Annotated in this window: 22 protein-coding genes, 1 tRNA gene and 1 rRNA gene; 19 read left to right on the forward strand and 5 right to left on the reverse strand. The window is 45.5% G+C overall.

What is annotated here, in order from left to right:
- The first annotated feature begins 181 nt into the window (after window positions 1–181).
- Together rrf and fabI are read left to right on the forward strand one after the other, a co-directional pair.
- Window positions 182–297: ribosomal RNA gene (rrf, locus tag G511_RS0113465) — 5S ribosomal RNA — on the forward strand.
- 201 nt (window positions 298–498) lie between these two features.
- Window positions 499–1,275, forward strand: a complete 777-nt coding sequence (gene fabI / locus G511_RS0113470) for an enoyl-ACP reductase FabI (protein WP_028470090.1) — start codon at window positions 499–501, stop codon at window positions 1,273–1,275.
- A 166-nt stretch (window positions 1,276–1,441) separates the two neighbouring features.
- On the opposite strand, the gene G511_RS0113475 is transcribed toward fabI, so the two are convergent.
- Window positions 1,442–1,517, reverse strand: a tRNA-Phe gene (locus G511_RS0113475).
- A gap of 211 nt (window positions 1,518–1,728) precedes the next feature.
- On the opposite strand from G511_RS0113475, the gene G511_RS0113480 reads away from it, so the two are divergent.
- The 15 genes from G511_RS0113480 (at window position 1,729) to G511_RS0113550 (ending at window position 14,588) form a co-directional block, all read left to right on the forward strand.
- Window positions 1,729–2,634: a type IV pilus biogenesis protein PilM gene (locus G511_RS0113480; protein WP_028470091.1), complete on the forward strand. Its 906-nt coding sequence runs from the start codon at window positions 1,729–1,731 to the stop codon at window positions 2,632–2,634.
- A gap of 3 nt (window positions 2,635–2,637) precedes the next feature.
- Window positions 2,638–3,243 (forward strand): PilN domain-containing protein, encoded by a 606-nt coding sequence (locus G511_RS0113485; protein WP_028470092.1) that lies wholly within the window; start codon window positions 2,638–2,640, stop codon window positions 3,241–3,243.
- On the forward strand, window positions 3,236–3,904 hold the full coding sequence (locus G511_RS0113490; RefSeq protein WP_028470093.1) for a type II secretion system protein M: 669 nt from the start codon (window positions 3,236–3,238) through the stop codon (window positions 3,902–3,904). Before G511_RS0113485 ends, G511_RS0113490 begins: the two co-directional genes overlap by 8 nt.
- Window positions 3,897–4,226 (forward strand): hypothetical protein, encoded by a 330-nt coding sequence (locus G511_RS0113495; RefSeq protein ID WP_028470094.1) that lies wholly within the window; start codon window positions 3,897–3,899, stop codon window positions 4,224–4,226. The genes G511_RS0113490 and G511_RS0113495 overlap by 8 nt, the downstream gene beginning before the upstream one ends.
- A gap of 26 nt (window positions 4,227–4,252) precedes the next feature.
- On the forward strand, window positions 4,253–5,860 hold the full coding sequence (mshL, locus tag G511_RS22905; RefSeq protein ID WP_245574031.1) for a pilus (MSHA type) biogenesis protein MshL: 1,608 nt from the start codon (window positions 4,253–4,255) through the stop codon (window positions 5,858–5,860).
- Window positions 5,861–5,896: 36 nt separating this feature from the next.
- Entirely contained in the window at window positions 5,897–6,814 is a 918-nt protein-coding gene (locus tag G511_RS0113505; RefSeq protein WP_028470095.1) for an ExeA family protein, read from the forward strand.
- A complete protein-coding gene (locus G511_RS0113510; RefSeq protein ID WP_028470096.1) occupies window positions 6,811–8,238 on the forward strand; it encodes a tetratricopeptide repeat protein in 1,428 nt (475 codons plus the stop codon). Before G511_RS0113505 ends, G511_RS0113510 begins: the two co-directional genes overlap by 4 nt.
- 15 nt (window positions 8,239–8,253) lie before the next feature.
- A complete protein-coding gene (locus G511_RS0113515) occupies window positions 8,254–10,017 on the forward strand; it encodes a GspE/PulE family protein (protein WP_028470097.1) in 1,764 nt (587 codons plus the stop codon).
- Window positions 10,018–10,019: 2 nt separating this feature from the next.
- The gene (locus G511_RS0113520) at window positions 10,020–11,249 is read left to right on the forward strand and encodes a type II secretion system F family protein (protein ID WP_028470098.1); all 1,230 of its coding nucleotides are present in this window, start codon (window positions 10,020–10,022) and stop codon (window positions 11,247–11,249) included.
- Entirely contained in the window at window positions 11,242–11,760 is a 519-nt protein-coding gene (locus G511_RS0113525) for a type II secretion system protein (RefSeq protein ID WP_028470099.1), read from the forward strand. The genes G511_RS0113520 and G511_RS0113525 overlap by 8 nt, the downstream gene beginning before the upstream one ends.
- A gap of 71 nt (window positions 11,761–11,831) precedes the next feature.
- A complete protein-coding gene (locus G511_RS22910; protein WP_036552073.1) occupies window positions 11,832–12,353 on the forward strand; it encodes a type II secretion system protein in 522 nt (173 codons plus the stop codon).
- A 29-nt stretch (window positions 12,354–12,382) separates the two neighbouring features.
- Window positions 12,383–12,886, forward strand: a complete 504-nt coding sequence (locus tag G511_RS23910) for a pilus assembly FimT family protein (protein WP_028470100.1) — start codon at window positions 12,383–12,385, stop codon at window positions 12,884–12,886.
- Window positions 12,867–13,376 (forward strand): type IV pilus modification PilV family protein, encoded by a 510-nt coding sequence (locus tag G511_RS22920; RefSeq protein ID WP_036552075.1) that lies wholly within the window; start codon window positions 12,867–12,869, stop codon window positions 13,374–13,376. Before G511_RS23910 ends, G511_RS22920 begins: the two co-directional genes overlap by 20 nt.
- Complete coding sequence (locus tag G511_RS0113545) at window positions 13,376–14,185, forward strand: prepilin-type N-terminal cleavage/methylation domain-containing protein (RefSeq protein ID WP_028470101.1); 810 nt, start codon at window positions 13,376–13,378, stop codon at window positions 14,183–14,185. Before G511_RS22920 ends, G511_RS0113545 begins: the two co-directional genes overlap by 1 nt.
- Window position 14,186: 1 nt before the next feature.
- The gene (locus tag G511_RS0113550; RefSeq protein WP_156905220.1) at window positions 14,187–14,588 is read left to right on the forward strand and encodes a hypothetical protein; all 402 of its coding nucleotides are present in this window, start codon (window positions 14,187–14,189) and stop codon (window positions 14,586–14,588) included.
- An 8-nt stretch (window positions 14,589–14,596) separates the two neighbouring features.
- Here the strand turns inward: G511_RS0113550 and pyrE are convergent, their stop codons facing one another.
- Entirely contained in the window at window positions 14,597–15,241 is a 645-nt protein-coding gene (gene pyrE / locus G511_RS0113555; RefSeq protein ID WP_028470103.1) for an orotate phosphoribosyltransferase, read from the reverse strand.
- 150 nt (window positions 15,242–15,391) lie between these two features.
- Here pyrE and G511_RS0113560 point away from each other — a divergent pair, with 150 nt between their 5' ends.
- Entirely contained in the window at window positions 15,392–16,165 is a 774-nt protein-coding gene (locus G511_RS0113560; RefSeq protein WP_028470104.1) for an exodeoxyribonuclease III, read from the forward strand.
- A 55-nt stretch (window positions 16,166–16,220) separates the two neighbouring features.
- Here the strand turns inward: G511_RS0113560 and rph are convergent, their stop codons facing one another.
- On the reverse strand, window positions 16,221–16,943 hold the full coding sequence (rph, locus tag G511_RS0113565) for a ribonuclease PH (protein WP_036552090.1): 723 nt from the start codon (window positions 16,941–16,943) through the stop codon (window positions 16,221–16,223).
- Between the two features lie 153 nt (window positions 16,944–17,096).
- On the opposite strand from rph, the gene G511_RS0113570 reads away from it, so the two are divergent.
- A complete protein-coding gene (locus tag G511_RS0113570; RefSeq protein ID WP_028470106.1) occupies window positions 17,097–17,960 on the forward strand; it encodes a YicC/YloC family endoribonuclease in 864 nt (287 codons plus the stop codon).
- Window positions 17,961–18,039: 79 nt separating this feature from the next.
- Here the strand turns inward: G511_RS0113570 and G511_RS0113575 are convergent, their stop codons facing one another.
- Both G511_RS0113575 and G511_RS0113580 read right to left on the reverse strand, forming a co-directional pair.
- Entirely contained in the window at window positions 18,040–19,353 is a 1,314-nt protein-coding gene (locus G511_RS0113575) for a type II toxin-antitoxin system HipA family toxin (protein ID WP_028470107.1), read from the reverse strand.
- Entirely contained in the window at window positions 19,343–19,639 is a 297-nt protein-coding gene (locus G511_RS0113580; RefSeq protein WP_028470108.1) for a helix-turn-helix domain-containing protein, read from the reverse strand. The genes G511_RS0113575 and G511_RS0113580 overlap by 11 nt, the downstream gene beginning before the upstream one ends.
- Window positions 19,640–19,904: the final 265 nt, after the last annotated feature.

Here is a 19,904-nt window from a genome sequence, read left to right on the forward strand (position 1 = left end):
AGGCTGGGTGTGGAAGCGCTGCGAGGCGTTGAGCTAACCAGTACTAATTGCTCGTGAGGCTTGACCATATAACGCCAAAGGCGTGTGGGAAGCATGTAGTAACAGATAAGATTACAGACTAGCGCTTGTTAAACAGACAAAGACACAGAAATTCATCGAATCCATGTTGTGACAGTTTATGCTTGGCGACCATAGCGAAATGGAACCACCTGATCCCATCCCGAACTCAGAAGTGAAACGTTTTAGCGCCGATGGTAGTGTGGGGTCTCCCCATGTGAGAGTAGGTCATCGCCAAGCTTTTAATAGAGAACCCTGATCACTTCGTGATCAGGGTTTTTTTATGTCTGGAGTTGGGGAATAGGGGGGACTGAGTAGTGTTTGCTGCGTTGCGTCATTGGTAATTGAACTGCAATACAAAAGTAGCACAATTGACTTGCATATCAGGTATTTTGTCCTATATTGCATCGCAGCATAATAATCTTTTTGGAGTTGAGAAAAATGAGTATCCCTTTTTCTTTAGAAGGTAAGCGTGGCATCGTGTTGGGTATTGCTAATCGTCATTCTATTGCATATGGATGTGCGGAAGTACTGAGTGAATTGGGTGCTGAGCTTTGTATTACCTATCTGAATGAAAAATCTAAACCATTTGTTGCCCCTCTCGCTGAAAAACTATCTACAGCGTTATTTCTTCCTTGTGATGTAAGTAAAGAGGGTGAGCTTGAAGCTGTGTTTGACGAAGCTGAAAAGCAATGGGGCACAATAGATTTTGTTGTTCACTCTATTGCCTGGTCGCCATTGGATGAGCTACACGGTCGCCTAGTTGACTCTTCGTCGCAAGGCTTTGGAATGGCGATGGACATCTCTTGTCATTCATTTATTCGTACGGCACGTCTCGCTGAATCGTTAATGAAGGACAATGGTGGGACATTGGTTACAATGACTTATTATGGTTCTGAGAAGGTCGTAGACAACTATGGCATGATGGGGCCGGTTAAAGCCGCTCTGGAGAGCTCTGTACGCTATATGGCATCTGAGCTTGGGGAAAGTGGTATACGAGTGCATTCTGTGTCGCCGGGCCCTATGCCAACGCGTGCCGGCTCGGGTATTACTGATTTTGATGGTTTGATGGATGATGCTGTGACTCGTTCACCTTTGCATCGTTTAGGGAGTCCTGATGATGTAGGGCGCTTAACTGCGTTCTTGATTAGTGATTGGGCTTCTAGTCAGACAGGGAGTCAGCTGTTTGTCGATGCAGGTCATCATATAATGGCGTAAGATGCTCTAATGTTTATAAAGGTCTCTTTTGAGGCCTTTTTTATTGCCTTCCATTTATTATTTATTATTTGGTTTTCTGTGCAGTAACTGAAGTTTTTCTTACTCTCTTCGAGTTCGAAATGTTAGACACAAAAAAGCCCTGCATTTAACTGCAAGGCTTAATTGATGGTGCCCGGACGCGGAATCGAACCACGGACACGAGGATTTTCAATCCTCTGCTCTACCGACTGAGCTATCCGGGCAACTCAAAGAGGTGCGTATTCAATCATTTAGCGCTCTTTATATCAAGCATATTCTCTATTTTTCTAAGTAATTCAGCTAGCTAAATAGGTTATGTCGCCTAAACTATTATGAATGTGTGCCGTTATATATAAAATGAGCTTTTACTTACGGCTCAATATTTTATTATCTGTCAGCTGTGATGCAGTATTGATGTAGAAAGGGGTTGCTGATTTGCTTAGATTCAGGAAAAAGAATAACAAAGCAAAAGGCTTGGTTGCGGCTCATATTTCACATGAGGGTGTAGCTATTGCATCAGTGTCTTTGGTGGGTAACCAGAGAAAGTTATCGAGTGTCGCTTTCCTTTCTGTTAATGATCCCCTGAACCATGTTCAGTCCGTTGCAGCAGAAATATTGAACGTTGGTTTAGAAGGTAGTCGTTGTTCTTTGGTATTGTCCGCAGGGGAGTATCAGCTGTTGTTAGTTGAAGCTCCAGAAGTACCTAAAGAAGAGTTGAAAGAAGCCCTGCTATGGCGTGTTAAAGACCTCATTGAATATTCGACTGACGATGCCATTATTGACTTTATCGAGCTTCCTGAGGATGCCTTTAAAGGGCGAGGGAAGATGCTTTATGTTGTGGCTGCTGACCGAAAGTTAGTTGAAAAGCGTATTGCTTGGCTGGAGAGCATCGATCTTGAACCTGCCTATATCGATGTCCCAGAATTAGCTTTGTTGAATATCGCCGAAGATCTCTGTGAAGCCGAGGCGGGTACCGCTGTTTTGTATCTAAATGAACAGCAAAGCATTATCAATATGATGTCGCTGAGTAGTTTATATTTATCAAGAGCTTTGTCTTACAGTCATAGTTTGCAAATAGATAATGCTGTTTTAGATTTACAGCGATCTATGGATTATTTTGAAAGCCAAATAGGTAAGCCCCCCTGTTTGAGGATTGTTGTGATGCCTTTGCAAGTAGGAGAGACACCTCTGATGATGGAGCTTAGAGATAATCTCGGTGCGGATGTTCAGTCATTGGACTTAGGTGATGTAATTGAGTCCGAGACTCCCTTAACTATTGACCTTCAGCAACGATGCTTTTTATCGATTGCTGCAGCGTTACGTAATGAGGCAGTTAAGTAAGCCATGAAGCAAAGAATTAACCTGCTACCACCGAAACCTAAAGTTGAGCGTGATTTATTATGCTTTAGTTCTGTGCTTATGGGTTTGGCTGGCGTGTTTATGGTGTGCTCTGTTATTACTGGGTTGCTGTGGTATGACACTGAGCAAGCAGAGAAGAAATTCAATGAACTCGCGCAGCAAGAAGCATCATATCAAAGCAAACTAAAGAATCTTCAATCACTGCAGAGTCAGCGCAAGCCTGATCCAGAATTGATGGCATATCGAGACCTATTACAACAAACTGTTTTATCTAAAAAAAGTTTGTCGAATTTATTAAAAAGGGTTCAGCCTGAGCATCGACAAGGCTTTTCTGCGGGCTTGCTAGCTTTTTCTAATAGCACGCCTGATAAGGTATGGTTAACAGCATTTAAGATGACATCCGGCTCCTTGATATTAGATTTAACGGGCGAAAGCTCAGACACATCGAAAATTCCTGTCTTTTTAAGGTCACTAGCTCAACAAGACTTCTTTAAAAGCATGCGTTTTGCTGAATTAGAAACAGAACGCAAAGACGATCGAGCTTACATTTTTAATGCTCATGGCGTTATTACCGGAAGCACATATGAATAATGCAATGGCGACAAAGTTTAATGCTTTGAATAAGCGCGAACGAATGCTGGTATCGATCACCTCAGCCGTTATCGTTGTGATGCTGTTTTTTGTAGCGGCTATTGAGCCTTTGATGAAAAAATCGTCAAGGCTGGATAGTCAAGTTGAACAAAAAGAGCGCAGAATGAATGCCTATAGTGTGGAGGCCACCGCGTTTACTCAAGCATTAGCTGTCGACCCGTCCGTATCGGTAAAGGAGGAAGTGGCAAGCTTGGAAAAATCGGATAAGCATGTGACGGCTCTTTTACAGCAACGCTCAGTACATTTGATGGATCCTGTGCAAATGAGCCAAGTATTAGAAACTGTTCTTCAAGACAATCAGGGTATTACATTAAAGCGGCTTGCCTCTCTACCTCTAAAGCCTCTTGAATTATCCGAAGAAGCTGATAGTAGCGTTGATGATGTTGAAGTGGCACCAGCGGCAGCAGTTTACTCTCATGGCTTTGAAGTGGTGTTACAGGGGCGTTATTCCGATATTTACGATTATTTACGTCGTCTTGAAGGGCTTTCTTCATCGTTTTTCTGGGATTCTTTGGAATACGAGGTATCAACATATCCCAACTCCGAAGTAACTTTACAAGTACATACCTTAAGTGCGGTAGAGGGGTGGCTAGGTGGCTAAGTATTTAAGTATTGTTCTACTGCTTTGTTCTGGTTGGGTTTTAGCCGCGTCTGGCATAAAAGATCCGACACAGCCTTATCAATCTCAGAACACGCCTGTTTCACAGGACGTTGATAAAAAAGCAGTGTTTAATGTGACCTCGATTTTGAAGAAGAAAAAAACCGCATGGGCCATTATCAATGGTGCAAAAGCTTCTGTTGGTGAGCGCGTAGAGGGAGCTAAAATTATGCGTATTGCTTATGACAAAGTATTGCTAGATGTTGGAGGTAGCCGTCGTTGGGTTCCTCTTTCCAACAAATCAGGGCTGAAGAAAAGCCGGTAATATAATAAGGTTTGCGGATGAAGTATATGCATAAACATCTAGTTTTGATTATTGCTGGATTACTAGCAGGATGCCAGTCGATAGGGCACGTAACACAAGAGCCGCCAAAGCAAGAATCAGAGATGATTCTTCAGGCTGCTTTAGCCGAAACTAGTAGAACAAATACCGCTATATCACTACCTGCACTACCCTCTTTGGCTCCATTGCGCCTAGACGACTTGGCAAAAGTTGAGGAAGAGCGCTTTGATGTATCTGCTCAGCAGTTATCAGCTAGAACTTTCTTTATGGGGTTGGTAGAAGGTTCTCCTTACAACATGATTGTTCATGAAGGGATTAGTGGTGATATTTCGCTGCAGCTTAAGGATGTTACGGTTGCAGAAGTGATGAAAGCGGTACGTGATGTTTATGGTTATGAATATAAGCGTATGGGTAACCTGTATCAGGTTCTTCCTGCGGTTCTTGAAACACAAATTTATCAAGTGAATTACCTCGATGTTCAGCGTGATGGGCAGTCACAAACGTCCGTAAGCGCAGGATCTGTTAGTAATGCCGGCAGCAGCTCTTCCGGTGGTAATAGTTCTTCGAGTGATAATGATAGCTCCTCAAGTGATAGCGGAAAGGGAGCGTTAGTAGGAACTCATATCAGTACGCGAAGCAAAACAGATTTTTGGGGTGGCTTACAGGCAACATTATTGACCATTATCGATAGTGATAAGGGTCAAAAAGTAGTAGTCACGCCGCAAGCTGGTGTTGTGGTTGTCAGGGCTTTTCCGAGTGAGCAGCAAACCGTACGTGAATACTTAGAAAAGGCTGAACTGATTTTAGGACGTCAGGTTGTTATTGAAGCTAAAATTCTTGAAGTGAATTTGAATAATGGTTTTCAAGCGGGTATTGATTGGGCCGCTGTTGGCCAAATTAACTCGAAAAATACGGTAGGGTTTGGTCAGAGTGCTGAGCGAGTCATTAACCCAGATGGTATTGGTGGCGTCTTTAGTGCCGCTTTAAGGTTGAATGATTTCAGTGCATTGATCGACTTGCTTGGAACTCAAGGGAATGTGCAGGTGTTATCTAGCCCTCGAGTATCTACAATGAATAACCAAAAAGCAGTGATCAAAGTAGGCTCGGATGAGTTTTTCGTGACTGAAATTGAGAGCACGACAACGACCGGCACAGCGACAACGACAACACCGTCAGTGGAGCTGACACCCTTCTTTTCAGGTATTGCATTAGATGTGACACCACAAATCAGTGCTGAGAATGAAATTATTCTGCATATTCACCCTTCGGTTAGTGAGGTTGAAGACCAGCAGAAATTAATCAGTGTCGGTGCTGAGCAGTTTAATATTCCACTCGCTCTGAGTTCTATTCGCGAATCAGACAGTGTTGTAAAAGCCATGAGCGGCCAAGTGATTGTTATTGGTGGGCTGATGACGTCAGGTAGCAACGATACATTCGCGAAAGCGCCAGGCTTGGGTGATATTCCAGGAATAGGCAAGCTTTTTCAGCAACGCAGACAAGGTTCCAATAAAAGTGAGTTGGTTATTTTGTTAAGACCTGTGATTGCTAACTCTGCCGGTTGGCAGCAAGAGCTACAGCGTAGCCTTGATGGCTTCCAATCATTGAAGCAGCGTTAATTTAAACTCAGCACACAAGTGGTGGATTAGATACCTATGTACATTGATCACTTTGGGATGCGTGAACTACCGTTTACATTAACACCGAATACGCATTTCTTTTTGCAGTTGCCGACGCACCAAGAAGCTCTGAATTTATTGTTAGTAGCGTTAGGTAGCGGTGATGGCTTTATTAAAGTTGTAGGTGAAGTAGGCACAGGTAAAACAATGTTGTGCCGGACATTGCTTAATACATTAGAAGAAGAGCCATGTGTTACTGCTTATATTCCAAACCCTTATTTAAGCCCCGAGGCATTGCGGCACAATTTTGCGTTGGAAATTGGAATTGATAATGCTTTAGAGCTTAAAGATTTTGAACTGGCTAATCAGATCAACTTGCGCCTGGTTGAAATAGCCAAGGATGGTAAGTACACCGTCTTGATTGTCGATGAAGCGCAAGCCATGCCAGAAGAGACAATTGAAGCGTTGCGCTTATTAACCAACCTTGAAACAGAATCAGAAAAACTGTTTCAGGTGGTGCTGTTCGGACAACCTGAGCTTGATCAATTGCTAGGGCGCGCATCATTAAGGCAATTACTGCAGCGTATAACTTTCAGTTATCACTTACAGACCCTCTCAATAGAAGCCGTTAGTTCTTATCTAGAGCAGCGAGCAAGAAGAGCGGGTTATGAAGGGCTTTCTTTATTCTCTCCGCCTGCGGCACAGTTCATTGCAAAAGCATCAAAAGGCGTGCCGCGATTGGTTAATATTCTGGCTCACAAATCATTGATGAGTGCTTATGGCTTGGGTGATAGTGTCATTAAAAAACAGCATGTGATTAGAGCAATAGAAGACACCGAAGGTGTCGATGTTCCCGCGATGGCGGGTGTTTTAAAGTTTTTACTAGGTTCTGCCATTCTTGCTGGGTCTGCTTGTGGATTATTATACCTAGCGGTCATGCGGGGGCTTATATGAGCCTAGTTAATGATATGTTGCGTGATTTGGATGAGCGTAAACGAGATGGTTCAGTAAATCATAGGCCTGTTGCCAAGCCAAAACGCTCAATAGGGCGTTGGATATGGATTGCTTTGGCTACCTTGATCATCGCTGCTGTTGTGTACTTTGTCGCGATTGAGCTTAGAGGTAAAGTGGGAGAGCGAGCAGACCTGCTCTCTTGGTTAAAGCAAGAAACACAGGCGGCTGATAGTGTAAATTCCTCCTCAGTACCGCTAGCAGTAAAGAGTGATGTCGTTCAAAAAGAGTCTGAAGCTAATAGTGCTAAGCCTGAAACCGTTGCATCTGAATCAAGCAGTCCAATTGTTACTGATATAAACCTTATTAATTGGACAACAAAGACTCAGACAAGCGGTTACTTAACGTTTTGGATGGGTCAGGTAAAACCGTTTGTTCTTTATGAGAAAACCGCCAACAGCCTCGACATTGCGATTGACGAGTCAAGGCTAGTGACCGGGTTACCGGATATGGATTCATTGCTTATTTCTGCGGTTGAAATTATTGCAGAAGAGGGTAAAAGCCGCTTTAAACTCACCGCTAGCGGTCCTGTTGAGTTCAAAACGCAACTCAAGAAGAACCCAGCTCGCTTAGTGGTCAGTGTGAATGCTCCTGTTGAGGCTTCATCAAATACGGTTGTGAGTGCACAGAAGGCCACAGTAGAGGCGATGCCCGATACTCCAGCTCTAGCGGCGAGTGAGTCGGCACCAAAAAAGCCTGATGTCGTATCTATTGATACTCAGGAATCAGCCGTTTCTTATGCTGAGCCTGCAGCTCCAACCATGCCTTCTCAACCAGAGGGGCAATGGAGAAAGTCTCTCAATACATTACCGACAGATAGTTCAACGGTGCGAAGTGCGCGGCGCTTACTCAGCCAGCAGCGTACTGAAGAGGCTGTGAGTCTATTAACAGGTTATATTGAAAAAGCTCCGGCTTCTCTGCAAAGCCAGTATTTGCTGGTTCAGTTATACCTTGCGACTGAGCGTTACTCTCGTGCTACAGCGCTTTTAGAAAAAGCACCCAATAACTTGTCATGGTCTCTTCTTAAAGCTCGATCCTTATTGCAACAGGGTCAAGCAAATGAAGCGATACGTTTATTAGAACAATACCCTGATGGGCAAAGCCGAGAAGATTATCTCGACTTGCTTGCATCGGGTTATCAGCAAGTTGGTCAGCATGGTGCTGCTGTGGCGCGTTACTTGAGCCTGTTGGGTCTAAACCCTCAGGAAGCGCGTTGGTGGATTAACTTAGGTGTTTCGTTAGAACATCTTGGGCAGAATTCAAAAGCGTTAGATGCCTACCAAACAGCATTACAGATTCCTAATCTAGATCGGTCATTAAAGCAGTATGCAAGGCAGCAATCACAGCGGTTACTGCAATTACAATAAGAAGGGTTACGCGGCATGGCATCACCAAAGATGAAAATTCGCATTGGCGATCTGATGGTTCAGGATGGTGTAATTACTGAACAGCAGTTGATGGATGCATTGGCCCGCCAGAAAGAAACTCGGCAAAAGCTTGGGCGCACTCTTATATCGCTTGGCTATGTTGATGAGCAACAGTTTTTGGAGTTTCTTGCGCAACAGTTGAGTGTTCCGTTGGTAGAGTTGTCCCATTACAATTTTAATCAGCAAGATGTGTTACGCCTTTCTGAAACGCATGCACGGCGTTTTCGCTCTATTGTTCTTAAAGAAAATTCTGACCACTTTCTCGTGGGCATGTCGGATCCGCTGGATATATTTGCTTTTGATGAACTGCAGCGCCTCTTGCCCAAAACGATAGAACTAGCTGTTGTTGCTGAAAGTCAGCTCTTGCAAACGCTTGACCTAATGTACCGTCGCACCAACGATATTGATTCCTTAGCGGACCAATTGAGTGAAGATATCGTTGAAGACAGCTTTGACCTATCACGATTAACAGCCACCGACGAAATGGATGCTCCCGTTGTTCGGTTGCTTAAAAGTCTATTCGAAGATGCGGTACAAGTAGGCGCATCGGATATACATATTGAACCAGACGAGCATGTGTTGCGTATTCGCCAGCGTGTTGATGGCGTGTTACATGAGCAGGTTTTGAAAGAAACGCGCATAGCATCTGTGTTGGTGTTGCGTCTTAAGTTAATGGCTGAACTCAATATTTCTGAAAAGCGTCTGCCTCAAGACGGGCGTTTTAATATTACTGTCAAAAATCATAACGTTGATGTGCGTATATCAACACTGCCGATTCAACATGGAGAGTCGGTGGTTATGCGCTTGCTCGATCAAAGTGCAGGTATGATTGGTTTGGATAAAGCGGGTTTGCCAGCTAACTTATTGGCTAGAATGCGCAGAATTATCCACGAGCCTCATGGCTTGTTGTTAGTTACAGGGCCAACCGGTAGTGGTAAAACAACCACCTTATACGGCGCATTGAATGAGCTTAATGATGCCTCTAAAAAGATCATTACAGTGGAAGACCCCGTCGAGTATCGGCTTTCACGAGTGAACCAGGTGCAGGTACACCCACAGATCGGTTTAACCTTTTCAAAAGTACTACGTTCTTGTCTACGACAGGACCCGGATATTCTATTAGTTGGAGAGATTCGCGACCTTGAAACCGCAGATATCGCTATGCGAGCAGCGATGACAGGTCACTTTGTACTTTCTACCTTACATACCAATGATGCTATCTCCAGTGCTATGCGTTTGGTCGATATTGGTGTGGAAGGCTACCTAGCGGGTACCGCATTGCGCGGAATCCTCGCCCAGCGGTTAGTACGGCGTATTTGTGTGAACTGTAAAGGTAGCTATGCTCCTAATGTACAAGAGCAGGTTTGGCTAGATATAAAAGCTGAAGAGTTAGGTTCCCCCGCGATAGAACTCCAACATGGTAAAGGTTGTACCTATTGCAACAACACCGGATATAAAGGCCGTATTGGTATATTCGAACTGCTAGAAATTGACGACAGCATGGCCGATGCATTACGCCGTAATGATAATTCAGCGTTTGCACAAGCAGCCAGAGACAGCGACGGATATCAGCCGCTGGTTATCAGTGCGCTAGCATTGGCGGCTAAAGGTATTACCTCTCTGGAAGAAGTTTTCAGGGTGACTGAGCAGCTGGATGAGTCTGCTTATATCGACACACCAGAACCTCCTCAAGTTGATAATCATCTGGAGCTGGAGTAGGTATGGCATCGTTTCAGTATACAGGGCGTCATGCAGATGGCTCTGCCGCATCAGGGCGAGTCGAAGCGCTAAGCAAAGCGGCGGTGGCGTCTCAGTTGCTGGATCAAGGCATTACGCCGGTAAAAGTTGAGTTGGCAGCACAGAGTGAGGATGACAAAAAATCCAGCAAAGCTGGCCAAATACGTTTATTTGAGCGAGTAACACTGGATGAGTTGATTATGTTCAGCCGCCAAATGGCGAGTTTAACGCGTGCCGGTGTACCGATTACCAGTGGTATGCGTGGTTTAGCCAACACCATCCGAAACCCATTACTAGAAAGTACGCTCAATACGGTTGCAGATGATTTAGAGCGTGGAAATTCGCTATCAACTACGCTGAATAAACACCCTAAGTTGTTTAGCGACTTGTATGTCAGCATGATCCATGTAGGTGAGAATACCGGGCAGTTAGATGAAGCCTTTAGCCAGATGGCGTCTTATCTTGATCTTGAACGAAAAACAGCACGTAGTATTAAACAAGCGACCCGCTACCCTATGTTTGTTATGGCTGCCATTGCGATTGCTTTGGGCGTGATAAATGTTTTTGTTATTCCTGCTTTTAAGTCGGTGTTTGAAAGCTTCGGTGGTGAAATGCCGTGGCAAACACGTGTGCTTATTGCTATTTCTGACTTTACCGTGGACTGGTGGCATCTTATTTTGGGGGGCTTGTTGTTGTCGGGGTATCTGTTTATTCGTTGGAAAAAAACAGAAGATGGACGGCGAAAATGGGACCGGATTAAATTGCGCTTTCCGTTAGTGGGTGGGATTTTTTATCGAGCCATCTTAGGCCGTTTTGCGCGTACTTTTAGCGTGGTATTAAAAGCGGGTATTCCCATTGAGCAAGGCTTGTCTATTGTTTCCCGTGCAATGGGTAACCTGTATGTCGGAGAGAAAGTAGCAGACATGCGTAAAGGTATCGAGCGTGGCGAAGGCTTCACTGCGACAGCCCACCGTACCGGTATGTTTAGCCCACTGGTTATGCAGATGCTAGCCGTAGGGGAAGAGACCGGGCGAGTAGATGAGATGTTGGCAGATGTGGCTGACTTTTATGAAGAAGAGGTCGAATATGATCTGCAGAATCTTTCGAGTGTCATTGAGCCTATCTTAATCGTGGCGATTGGCATGATGGTGCTGGTTCTTGCGCTGGGTGTATTCCTTCCTTTGTGGGAATTGAGTTCCACGATAAATGGCTAACCGCAAATGGCAGAAGGGTTTTACGCTGCTTGAGTTAGTGATTAGCGTGCTGGTCATTGCCATCTTATACGGTGTTTTATCCACTCGTTTAGGGCGTGTAGCAGAATCGGCAGAGAGAGCGGCGGTTTATGGAGTGCTTGGCCAAGTTCGGCAGCAATTAAACCTACGTTTGGCTAAATTTTATATTGACGGCTCTTCAGATAAGGCTAAAGCGCTCATCAATGAAAACCCTTTTAGCTGGATCTCGCCACCCCCTAGCCAATACGCAGGGGAAGTTAGCGATGCGACAGAAGTGCTTATTAAAGGGCGCTGGTACTTTGATAGAGTGACTAAACAGCTGATATATCGAGTGAAACGAAATAATAATATAAAAATTGAGGGTGGTGAGCAGCGAAATCTCAGATTTGTGCTTAAATTAAATGGCAAAGCAGCCGATACCCAACAAAAGAGTGCTGTTTATAGTATTAAGATTCAAGCGGTTAAACCGTTTGTTTGGAACATTGGAGCGTAGATAGACATCTACGCTTATGTATTTTAAGAAGTATGGCGATGCCCGCCAAGTAAAAGAACGGAGTGGCACTAATGAAGCGACAGGCTGGTTTTACAATTATCGAATTGGTAGTGGTTATTGCGTTACTGGGCATTTTAGCAGCGGTGGCGTTACCACGTTTTATTGATGTGACGGATGATGCGCACAGAGCGGCAGTTCAGGGATCGGCTGGAGGTTTAGGTGCAGCGGTTGTGCTGGTTAAAGCTCAGGCCGTTGTCGATAATGTTGGGGCAGGTAACACCGCAGGTATTGATGGTATCAATGTGATTGTTAACGGCACTCGTTATCCAGTGGGTTCTTCAGCTACCCCTATTACCACAGCAACCGCTGCCCCTGCTCTTTCAGCAGCAAGTTGTGTGGCTGTTTGGGATTCAGTGTTACAAGGAAGCGCACCAACAGTGGCGACGGCTACAACGAATAAGCCTGATTATTTAGTTACTGTAGGTACAGGTACTACTGCAAATACATGCACCTATACATACCAAAGAGACCTGCCGACAGTGCGCACTATTGCTTATAATACAGCTAATGGGGAAGTAACTGTTTCTCAGTAAAAGCCAGTTGGCGTGATGGTGGTTTTAATATGAAGCACAGCATACGTCAGCAAAAAGGTTTTACATTAATTGAGTTGGTCACTGTGCTACTCCTACTAGGGATTTTAAGTGCAGTGGCCTTCGCGCGTTTAGGGGGCATAAGTTCGTTTAGCGAGTCTCTTTTTCAGCAGCAGGTTTTATCTTATTTACGCTTGGCACAACGCACTGCGGTGGCACACCAAGGCAGTGGCGCTCAGCTGAACATTAATCGAGTTAGTGCTTCTGAGTGGGACATCACACTGGTATTTGCTACGCAAACGTTAAGCTACCAACTTGAAGGTGATAATGCCTTAACCTTTGCATCGGGCGCCAGTACGGGCAGTATTTCTGCTGGGGATACCTTATCGTTAGTGTACAGCGATAACGGTGACCTTACTGAGCTGACATTACCGCTAGCGGCCGATATAAATGCTAGTCTTTCTTTGGTAGTGGCGGGTAGCCGCTCCATATGTATTTCACCTACAGGCTTTGCATATGAAGGTCTCTGCCTCTGAATCCGGCTTCTCACTGGTTGAGACTATTCTAACCATTGTAATCATCAGTATCTCGCTGGTGGTGCTTGTCTCTGCTTGGGGACAAGCAGCTAGGCAGAGTGCGGACCCTTTCTGGCATGCTAAAGCTGCGTATCTTGGCCAAGCGTATATCGAAGAGATACTTACCAAGCGCTATGATGAAAATACCCCCGTTGGAGGCCAGCCCGCCTGTAGCAGTACTACTTGCTCAACAACACTCGGCGCTGAGACAGGTGAAACACGCGCCCTGTTTGATGATGTTGATGATTACAACGGCTTAAATGAAACACCCTCTGAAAATGCCTTAGGAGACGTACGCCCTGAATATAACAATTATCAAGTAGAGGTGAGTATCTCCTACGCTGGAGGGGAGCTTGGTGTATCTGCAACAACAATGAAGCGTATCAATGTGACAGTGACGCCGCCGGGTGAGTCTCCTCAGCAGTTTGTGGTTTACCGAGGGAATTATTGATGCTCCTAGTAAATAGACGCCCGCAAAGAGGCTTTACCCTGTTAGAGCTAATTGTTGTCGTGGTTTTGTTGGGCATTATTTCTGTTGGTACCACCGGTTTTATCGTCAACTCCGTTGAGGGGTATAGCGATTTAACAAGGCGCGATGGTATTGCCGCTACTAGCCGAGTAGCCATGGACCGTATGGTGCGCGAGCTGCGCAACTCACTGCCTAACAGCGCCCGTACGAATGGCTCATGTTTAGAGTACATACCGATTTTGGATGCAACTACCTATATTGCAATACCGCTAAACAACAGCGCTACTACTTTATCGATAGTTCCCTTTAGTGAGCCGCCCGAGCTAGGTAACACTGCGGTTTATCCCATCAGTACCACGGCTGTTTATAACACCGTTACCCCTGCGGTTATCTCTCCTGCTATTAGCTCAGCAGCGGGGGATTTAGACGGGTCAGCTGTAGTAACATTATCGTTATCTGCTACTCATCAATACCCTGCAGACTCACCATCCAAAAGGATGTTTATTGTAGGAGGGCCTGTAAGTTTTTGTCTGGTGGGTGACCGCTTATACAGATACCAAAACTACGGCCGTTCAGCGACACAGCCAACCCTGGCTGCCTTACCCACGGATGAGCCTAATCGAGCACTGCTGGCGTTTCCTGTGACGGCGCCTGTTGCTCCCACGCTGCCATTCACAGTGGTGGATGCGACATTGCAACGTAATGCTTTAGTGATGTTGCAGTTCAGCGTAGAGCAAAACGATGAAAGCTTACTGATTCAACAAGAGGTGCAGATTCGTAATGCGCCCTAATGTGAAAAATACATATAAAAATCAAGCAGGCTTAGGGCTGGTGTCGGCTATTTTTGTGATAGTCGTATTGGCAATGCTGGTGGTTGGTATGAGCAGTATAATGACGGCAAGTCAAACCTATCGGTCCCAGGAGGTATTAGCCGTGAGGGCACTTTCTGCTGCGCAAACAGGGTCTGAGCTACATTTATCTAATCTATTGCACCCAGAGAATGCCCCGCTGGAATGTACAACGGATGCTACTCCCGTTGTATTAACAACGCCGGGCTTACTGGATTGCAGCTATCAGGCGAATTGTGAATCAGTAACGATTACAGATACGTATGTGACTATCGAAAGTGTCGGGCGGTGTGGATCAGGTGTGGATTCGGCCACCCGCATAGTAAAGGTGAGAGTGGCGCTTTAGTCTATCGGTTAAATACCATATTCCGCGCGGTAAGCCTGAATAGCAACCACTGAAGACTCGTATCCACCTACATCCTGTAGATATTCAACAACATCTTCCAAAGAAACAATGCTGATAACCTGCATGTTGTAATCTCGTTCAACTTCTTGAATCGCAGAAAGTTCACCCTTACCTTTTTCCATACGGTTAAGCGCAATCATGACAGCGGCAGGTGTGGCGTTGTCTGCACTATTAATAATATCCATCACTTCACGAATAGCTGTACCGGCAGTGATAACGTCATCAATAATCATGATGCGGCCTTCAAGCGCAGCGCCTACTAAACTACCGCCTTCGCCGTGGCTTTTGGCTTCTTTGCGGTTAAACACATAAGGCGTATCGCGGTCATAATCATTAGACAGTGCAATGGCAGCGGCTGCAGCGAGTGGAATGCCTTTGTATGCAGGGCCAAATAAAACATCAAACTCAACCTTGGCTTCATCAATAGCTGCCGCATAATAACGTCCTAGTTTTGCGAGAGCAGTGCCGCTGTTAAATAAGCCAGCATTGAAGAAATAAGGGCTAACCCGGCCAGACTTTAATGTGAATTCACCAAAGCGTAATACATTCTGTTCAATAGCAAATTGGATAAATTCTCTCTGGTAATCACGCATGGCAGGGTCTCATTTGGGATAAAAGGTGTATTCTACCATTAGGATGCACTATGAACGAGATTTTCAGCGGTTTGTAAATTTCCTTTTTGCTGACTTCACTATACAATTCGTCTCTAACATTTTTTGTGCGCTTTAACAGGAATAACAAATATGCGTGTTATCACCTTCAATACACAAGGTATTGAACAGGCGGCTGATAAAGGCTTCTTTGACTGGATGGTCAAGCAGGATGCGGACGTAATCTGCTTGCAGGATCTTCGGATAAAAGAGTATCAGCTCGATGGTGACCGTTATCATCCTGAAGGATATTACCCTTACTTTTTTGATGCCTTTGAAGATGGCTTCAGTGGTGTGGCTATTTACACTCGCCATGTACCCAAAGCAATAATGACAGGTTTGGGTTTTGAGCTTTGTGATTATCAAGGACGCTTTATCCAGGCTGATTTCGATAAAGTCAGTGTATCTTCTTTGTATGTGCCATCGGGCCTCAAAAGCTTCTCGGCGCAGCAGACAAAAGAAGAGTTTATGGCGCACTTTTTAGCGCACCTAAAAAAGACTTTGCGTAAACGTCGTGACTTTATCTTTTGCGGTACTTTTAACACGGCACATCGCACCATGGATTTGAGCAACTGGTATGCAAATCAGAGTGTTTCGGGTTTCTTGCCAAGCGAGCGGGCTTGGATGGAAGAGATGCTAGGTGATCTGGGCTTTGTTGATGCGTTTCGTGAGTTAAACAAAGCGGAGCGTCAGTTTACTTGGTGGCCTGATTATAACCGTGCACGCACGCTGAACGAAGGCGCACGACTCGATTACCAAATCACTACGGGAAACCTACGTAAGATGATTACTGGTGCGAGCATTTATAAAGACCAGTCGTTTTCAGAGCATGGCCCACTAATTATCGATTATGATGGTGATTTTTAGTAAAGCCTAGAGAGTAAAAAAGGGTGCTGATGCACCCTTTTTTGTGCCTGTAAGCTTACTTAGCCAGCGCTGCTTTTTGCAGCTCGATGATCTCTTTAATACCTTTGTCAGCGAGTGCCAACATTTTATTAAGCTCATCGTGAGAGTACGGAGCGCCTTCTGCAGTACCCTGAACTTCAATAAAGCCGCCTTGGTCAGTCATAATAACGTTCATATCTGTTTCGGCAGCAGAATCTTCGTCGTAGTCCAAATCAAGTACCGCTTCACCCTTATAAATACCAACAGAAATAGCGGCCAGCATATACTTGATCGGGTTGCCTTTTAATGCGCCGTGCTTATCTTTCTTCAAGAAATTAATGGCATCCATTAGCGCAACACAAGCACCGGTGATAGAGGCTGTACGTGTACCACCGTCGGCTTGGATAACATCGCAATCGATAGTGATAGTGTTTTCACCTAGCTTTTTAAGATCAAGCGCAGCACGCAAAGAGCGGCCGATAAGGCGCTGAATCTCGATAGTGCGGCCTGTTTGCTTACCGCGTGATGCTTCACGGCCATTACGGGTGTTTGTAGAGCGTGGCAACATACCGTATTCAGCCGTAACCCAGCCAGAACCTGATCCGCGTAAAAAACGTGGTACACCGCGCTCAACTGTTGCGGTACAAATGACTTTCGTCTCACCAAACTCTACCAATACAGATCCTTCTGCATGCTTAGTAAAATTACGTGTAATACGGATTTCACGTAACTGGTCGGGTTGGCGACCACTCGGACGCATGCTTGCAAGACCCAGGTTCTGAAGTTGATCGGACATGGTAGGACTCATCTGTAAAATACACCTTATCGACAATGAATGATTTGCTGCATAGAGCATCTGTCTTCAGACTGCTAAACTATCTGAATAGGATAATTCTAATCGAGATACGACAACATGACACGTAGTATGACTGCTTTTGCTCGTCAAGAGAGCCAACAAAGCTGGGGAACACTCACTTGGGAAGTGCGTTCGGTAAATCATCGCTTTTTAGAACCACATCTACGAATCCCTGAGCAGTTAAGAGAACTAGAAGGCAGTTTGCGCGAAACACTGCGTAAACGCCTAAGCCGTGGCAAAGTAGAATGCATGCTGCGTTTTGTGCCAGAAGAGCAAGCACAAACACTGCAAGTGAACGAAGCCTTTGCAAAACAGCTACTGGCAGCCACAGAGCAGATGGAACAATTGATGCCGGTATCGCAAACATTGAACCCGCTCGACCTGCTGCGCTGGCCTGGTGTGTTGCAAGACGTACAGATCGACATGGACGAAGTAAAACGCGAAGCACTGCAGCTGTTTAATAAAGCACTGGATGACCTACACGCAGGCCGCGAACGCGAAGGTAAAGAACTCGCATCGCTTATAGAGCAACGACTCGATGCAATCAGCGTTGTGGTGGCTGACGTACGTACTAAGCTGCCACAGATTCTGCTAAACCAGCGCAACATGCTTAAAACACGTGTAACTGACTTAGGTGTAGACCTAGATCCACAGCGCCTAGAGCAAGAAGTTGTACTGCTTGCACAAAAGGCTGATGTTGATGAAGAGATGGACCGCCTAGATACACACGTTCAAGAAGTGCGCCGTATCCTAAAACAGAAAGAACCCGTAGGCCGCCGCTTAGACTTCTTAATGCAAGAGCTAAACCGCGAAGCTAACACGCTTTCATCGAAATCGATTGTGACTGATACCACACAAAGTGCTGTGGAGCTTAAGGTGTTGATTGAGCAGATGCGTGAGCAAATTCAAAATATTGAATGATTTTTATTTGAAAGCTCTGCACTGTTTAAAGTGCAGAGCTCGCTCTTTGATAAAAATGACTTCAAGATAGATGTTTGATTCACTCTCCTATCAGTACTGCATTTTCTTTTCTGCGTTGTGCCAGCGTTTGTTCAATCGCGGATAGAGTCGCCGCGCTGATACCTTGTTGCTTAGCAAGGTGTTGGAACTGGCTAATCACCTCGACTACTTCATTTATGCATTTCTGCGCATCTTGCCATGATGCAAATCCAGCACTGGCTGCCAGCTTTTGTATTGATTTAAGCGGCGGTGTTTTTCCGTATCCGCCAAAGGCCGTAGCATTTTCATTAAAGGGATGGGGGCTAAAAGTAACATCATAGAAAGGTGCCACTTGCCAACTACCATCGTCCTGCTGTAAAAAGCCCCAGTTTTTACTGTGGTCGTCTTGGTTGGCGGCAAACAAATTGAACATGGCACGGCGAAATTGTAGCTGCCCGGCGGCAGGCGATTTACACAATTGGCGACTGGCTTTAATTAAATCTAAATAATCTAGGCTCGGGCTACGAAAATCCGCATCCAATAGACCACACGCACTGTGCATATGTAAGCGGCCAGCGCTGTTCACTCTCGGGATATAATCAAAACGTTTTACCGCAAGCCAAGCCATCGCGCCGCTTTGTTCTGACGCTTCGATAAGCTGCCACGTGGGCGGTTGGCATTTTGCTTTTTCCGCCATGTGTAAATAGACCGCTTCACACAGGCCCTCTTCATGGCCCAGGGCAAGATTTTGGGAAGTGAACTTGACCAGCCAAGCTTCGTCGCCTGGCATCGCAAAGGTGCGACAATGATTAGCATCCCCTGCAGGCATATAAATCTGCGCTTTTGGCCGAGCACCACCAGAACTACCAACGGCCACTAAGGTCGCCAGTACCTGTTGGGTTTTGCCATCCAGATCATCAGACAAGGATTGATCAAATAGTGTCTGTGCTTCTAACCCTAGGGTTGCTAAATCAATCTCCGGGCGTACATCTGACGAGAATTCCGACACAGGCGAAAAGGATAACGCTCCCATTCCCTGATACCCTACAAAAGCCAGCCGATCCATCGCGGTTAGTTGTGCTGGCAGAATACCCTGTTGGCGAAATACGCGATCTTGTAGCAGCAATCCCCACCCATCTGGAAGGCTGTCGCCAAAAACGCCATGAATACCCTGATGGGGTTGTTTGGGCGCTGGCTGTAGTCGCAAGTCGGCTTGCATCGTAAAAGGTGACAAATTGCCAAACTGCCCGATGTAGCTTTCATCGTACTGAAAGAAAGCCCCTTGTCGGTTTTGTGCCAAAACGCCCACAGGGACAACCTCACCCGTTGACAGGGTACGCTGGACATTCAACTTCTGAATCGGCTTAAAGTTCATCTTGCAGTACCTCCTCTATGCTGGTCGGTAAAGCAGAGCGAGCCATACCGGAGCCCGGCTGTGTCAGATCATAAAGACGAGACAGTGAATCCAGTGACTCCCACAATAGCAACAGCTGGCGAAAAGAGATCTGCCCAGTGAGTTCAAACTTTTTGATGGTCGAGGCGGGAACGCAGCTACGCTTGGCAAGCGCCTCTCGTGACAGCTTGGCCTCCTTACGCAAACCGCGCAAATGCGTGGCAAAAGCGTGGCTGACATCGGTATCATCAAGAAGTGTAAAGCTCATGTGCAAAAACCAAAAATGGATACAGTAATGTCTATTATAGGCTTGTAATTGATATTATGGATACAGTAAAGGCTAATTTATTGATGAGGCTGGCTCGATAAACCCTTCCGGAAATGCTGTTTTTTTCATAAGTCAGATGAGCAACAGCCAGAGAGCATCAAGCACGTTCAGCGGCGGATGAATCAAACTGGAAGGCCTTTGTTACACTAATGGGAGGGCCCAGCTGTAAATGAAAGGATCAAGCCCTACAGCTACATAAAGTAAT

This window comes from Neptunomonas japonica DSM 18939, assembly GCF_000422765.1.
In the GTDB taxonomy this organism is placed as follows: Bacteria; Pseudomonadota; Gammaproteobacteria; order Pseudomonadales; family Balneatricaceae; genus Neptunomonas; species Neptunomonas japonica.

Excerpts from the sequence above, each read along its gene's own strand:
- fabI (WP_028470090.1), top strand. The coding sequence starts at position 499 with ATGAGTATCCCTTTTTCTTTAGAAGGTAAGCGTGGCATCGTGTTGGGT.
- G511_RS0113485 (WP_028470092.1), top strand. The coding sequence starts at position 2,638 with ATGAAGCAAAGAATTAACCTGCTACCACCGAAACCTAAAGTTGAGCGT.
- G511_RS0113490 (WP_028470093.1), top strand. The coding sequence starts at position 3,236 with ATGAATAATGCAATGGCGACAAAGTTTAATGCTTTGAATAAGCGCGAA.
- mshL (WP_245574031.1), top strand. The coding sequence starts at position 4,253 with ATGCATAAACATCTAGTTTTGATTATTGCTGGATTACTAGCAGGATGC.
- G511_RS0113505 (WP_028470095.1), top strand. The coding sequence starts at position 5,897 with ATGTACATTGATCACTTTGGGATGCGTGAACTACCGTTTACATTAACA.
- G511_RS0113510 (WP_028470096.1), top strand. The coding sequence starts at position 6,811 with ATGAGCCTAGTTAATGATATGTTGCGTGATTTGGATGAGCGTAAACGA.
- G511_RS0113515 (WP_028470097.1), top strand. The coding sequence starts at position 8,254 with ATGGCATCACCAAAGATGAAAATTCGCATTGGCGATCTGATGGTTCAG.
- G511_RS0113520 (WP_028470098.1), top strand. The coding sequence starts at position 10,020 with ATGGCATCGTTTCAGTATACAGGGCGTCATGCAGATGGCTCTGCCGCA.
- G511_RS0113525 (WP_028470099.1), top strand. The coding sequence starts at position 11,242 with ATGGCTAACCGCAAATGGCAGAAGGGTTTTACGCTGCTTGAGTTAGTG.
- G511_RS22910 (WP_036552073.1), top strand. The coding sequence starts at position 11,832 with ATGAAGCGACAGGCTGGTTTTACAATTATCGAATTGGTAGTGGTTATT.
- G511_RS23910 (WP_028470100.1), top strand. The coding sequence starts at position 12,383 with ATGAAGCACAGCATACGTCAGCAAAAAGGTTTTACATTAATTGAGTTG.
- G511_RS22920 (WP_036552075.1), top strand. The coding sequence starts at position 12,867 with ATGAAGGTCTCTGCCTCTGAATCCGGCTTCTCACTGGTTGAGACTATT.
- G511_RS0113545 (WP_028470101.1), top strand. The coding sequence starts at position 13,376 with ATGCTCCTAGTAAATAGACGCCCGCAAAGAGGCTTTACCCTGTTAGAG.
- pyrE (WP_028470103.1), bottom strand. The coding sequence starts at position 15,241 with ATGCGTGATTACCAGAGAGAATTTATCCAATTTGCTATTGAACAGAAT.
- G511_RS0113560 (WP_028470104.1), top strand. The coding sequence starts at position 15,392 with ATGCGTGTTATCACCTTCAATACACAAGGTATTGAACAGGCGGCTGAT.
- rph (WP_036552090.1), bottom strand. The coding sequence starts at position 16,943 with ATGCGTCCGAGTGGTCGCCAACCCGACCAGTTACGTGAAATCCGTATT.
- G511_RS0113570 (WP_028470106.1), top strand. The coding sequence starts at position 17,097 with ATGACACGTAGTATGACTGCTTTTGCTCGTCAAGAGAGCCAACAAAGC.
- G511_RS0113575 (WP_028470107.1), bottom strand. The coding sequence starts at position 19,353 with ATGAACTTTAAGCCGATTCAGAAGTTGAATGTCCAGCGTACCCTGTCA.
- G511_RS0113580 (WP_028470108.1), bottom strand. The coding sequence starts at position 19,639 with ATGAGCTTTACACTTCTTGATGATACCGATGTCAGCCACGCTTTTGCC.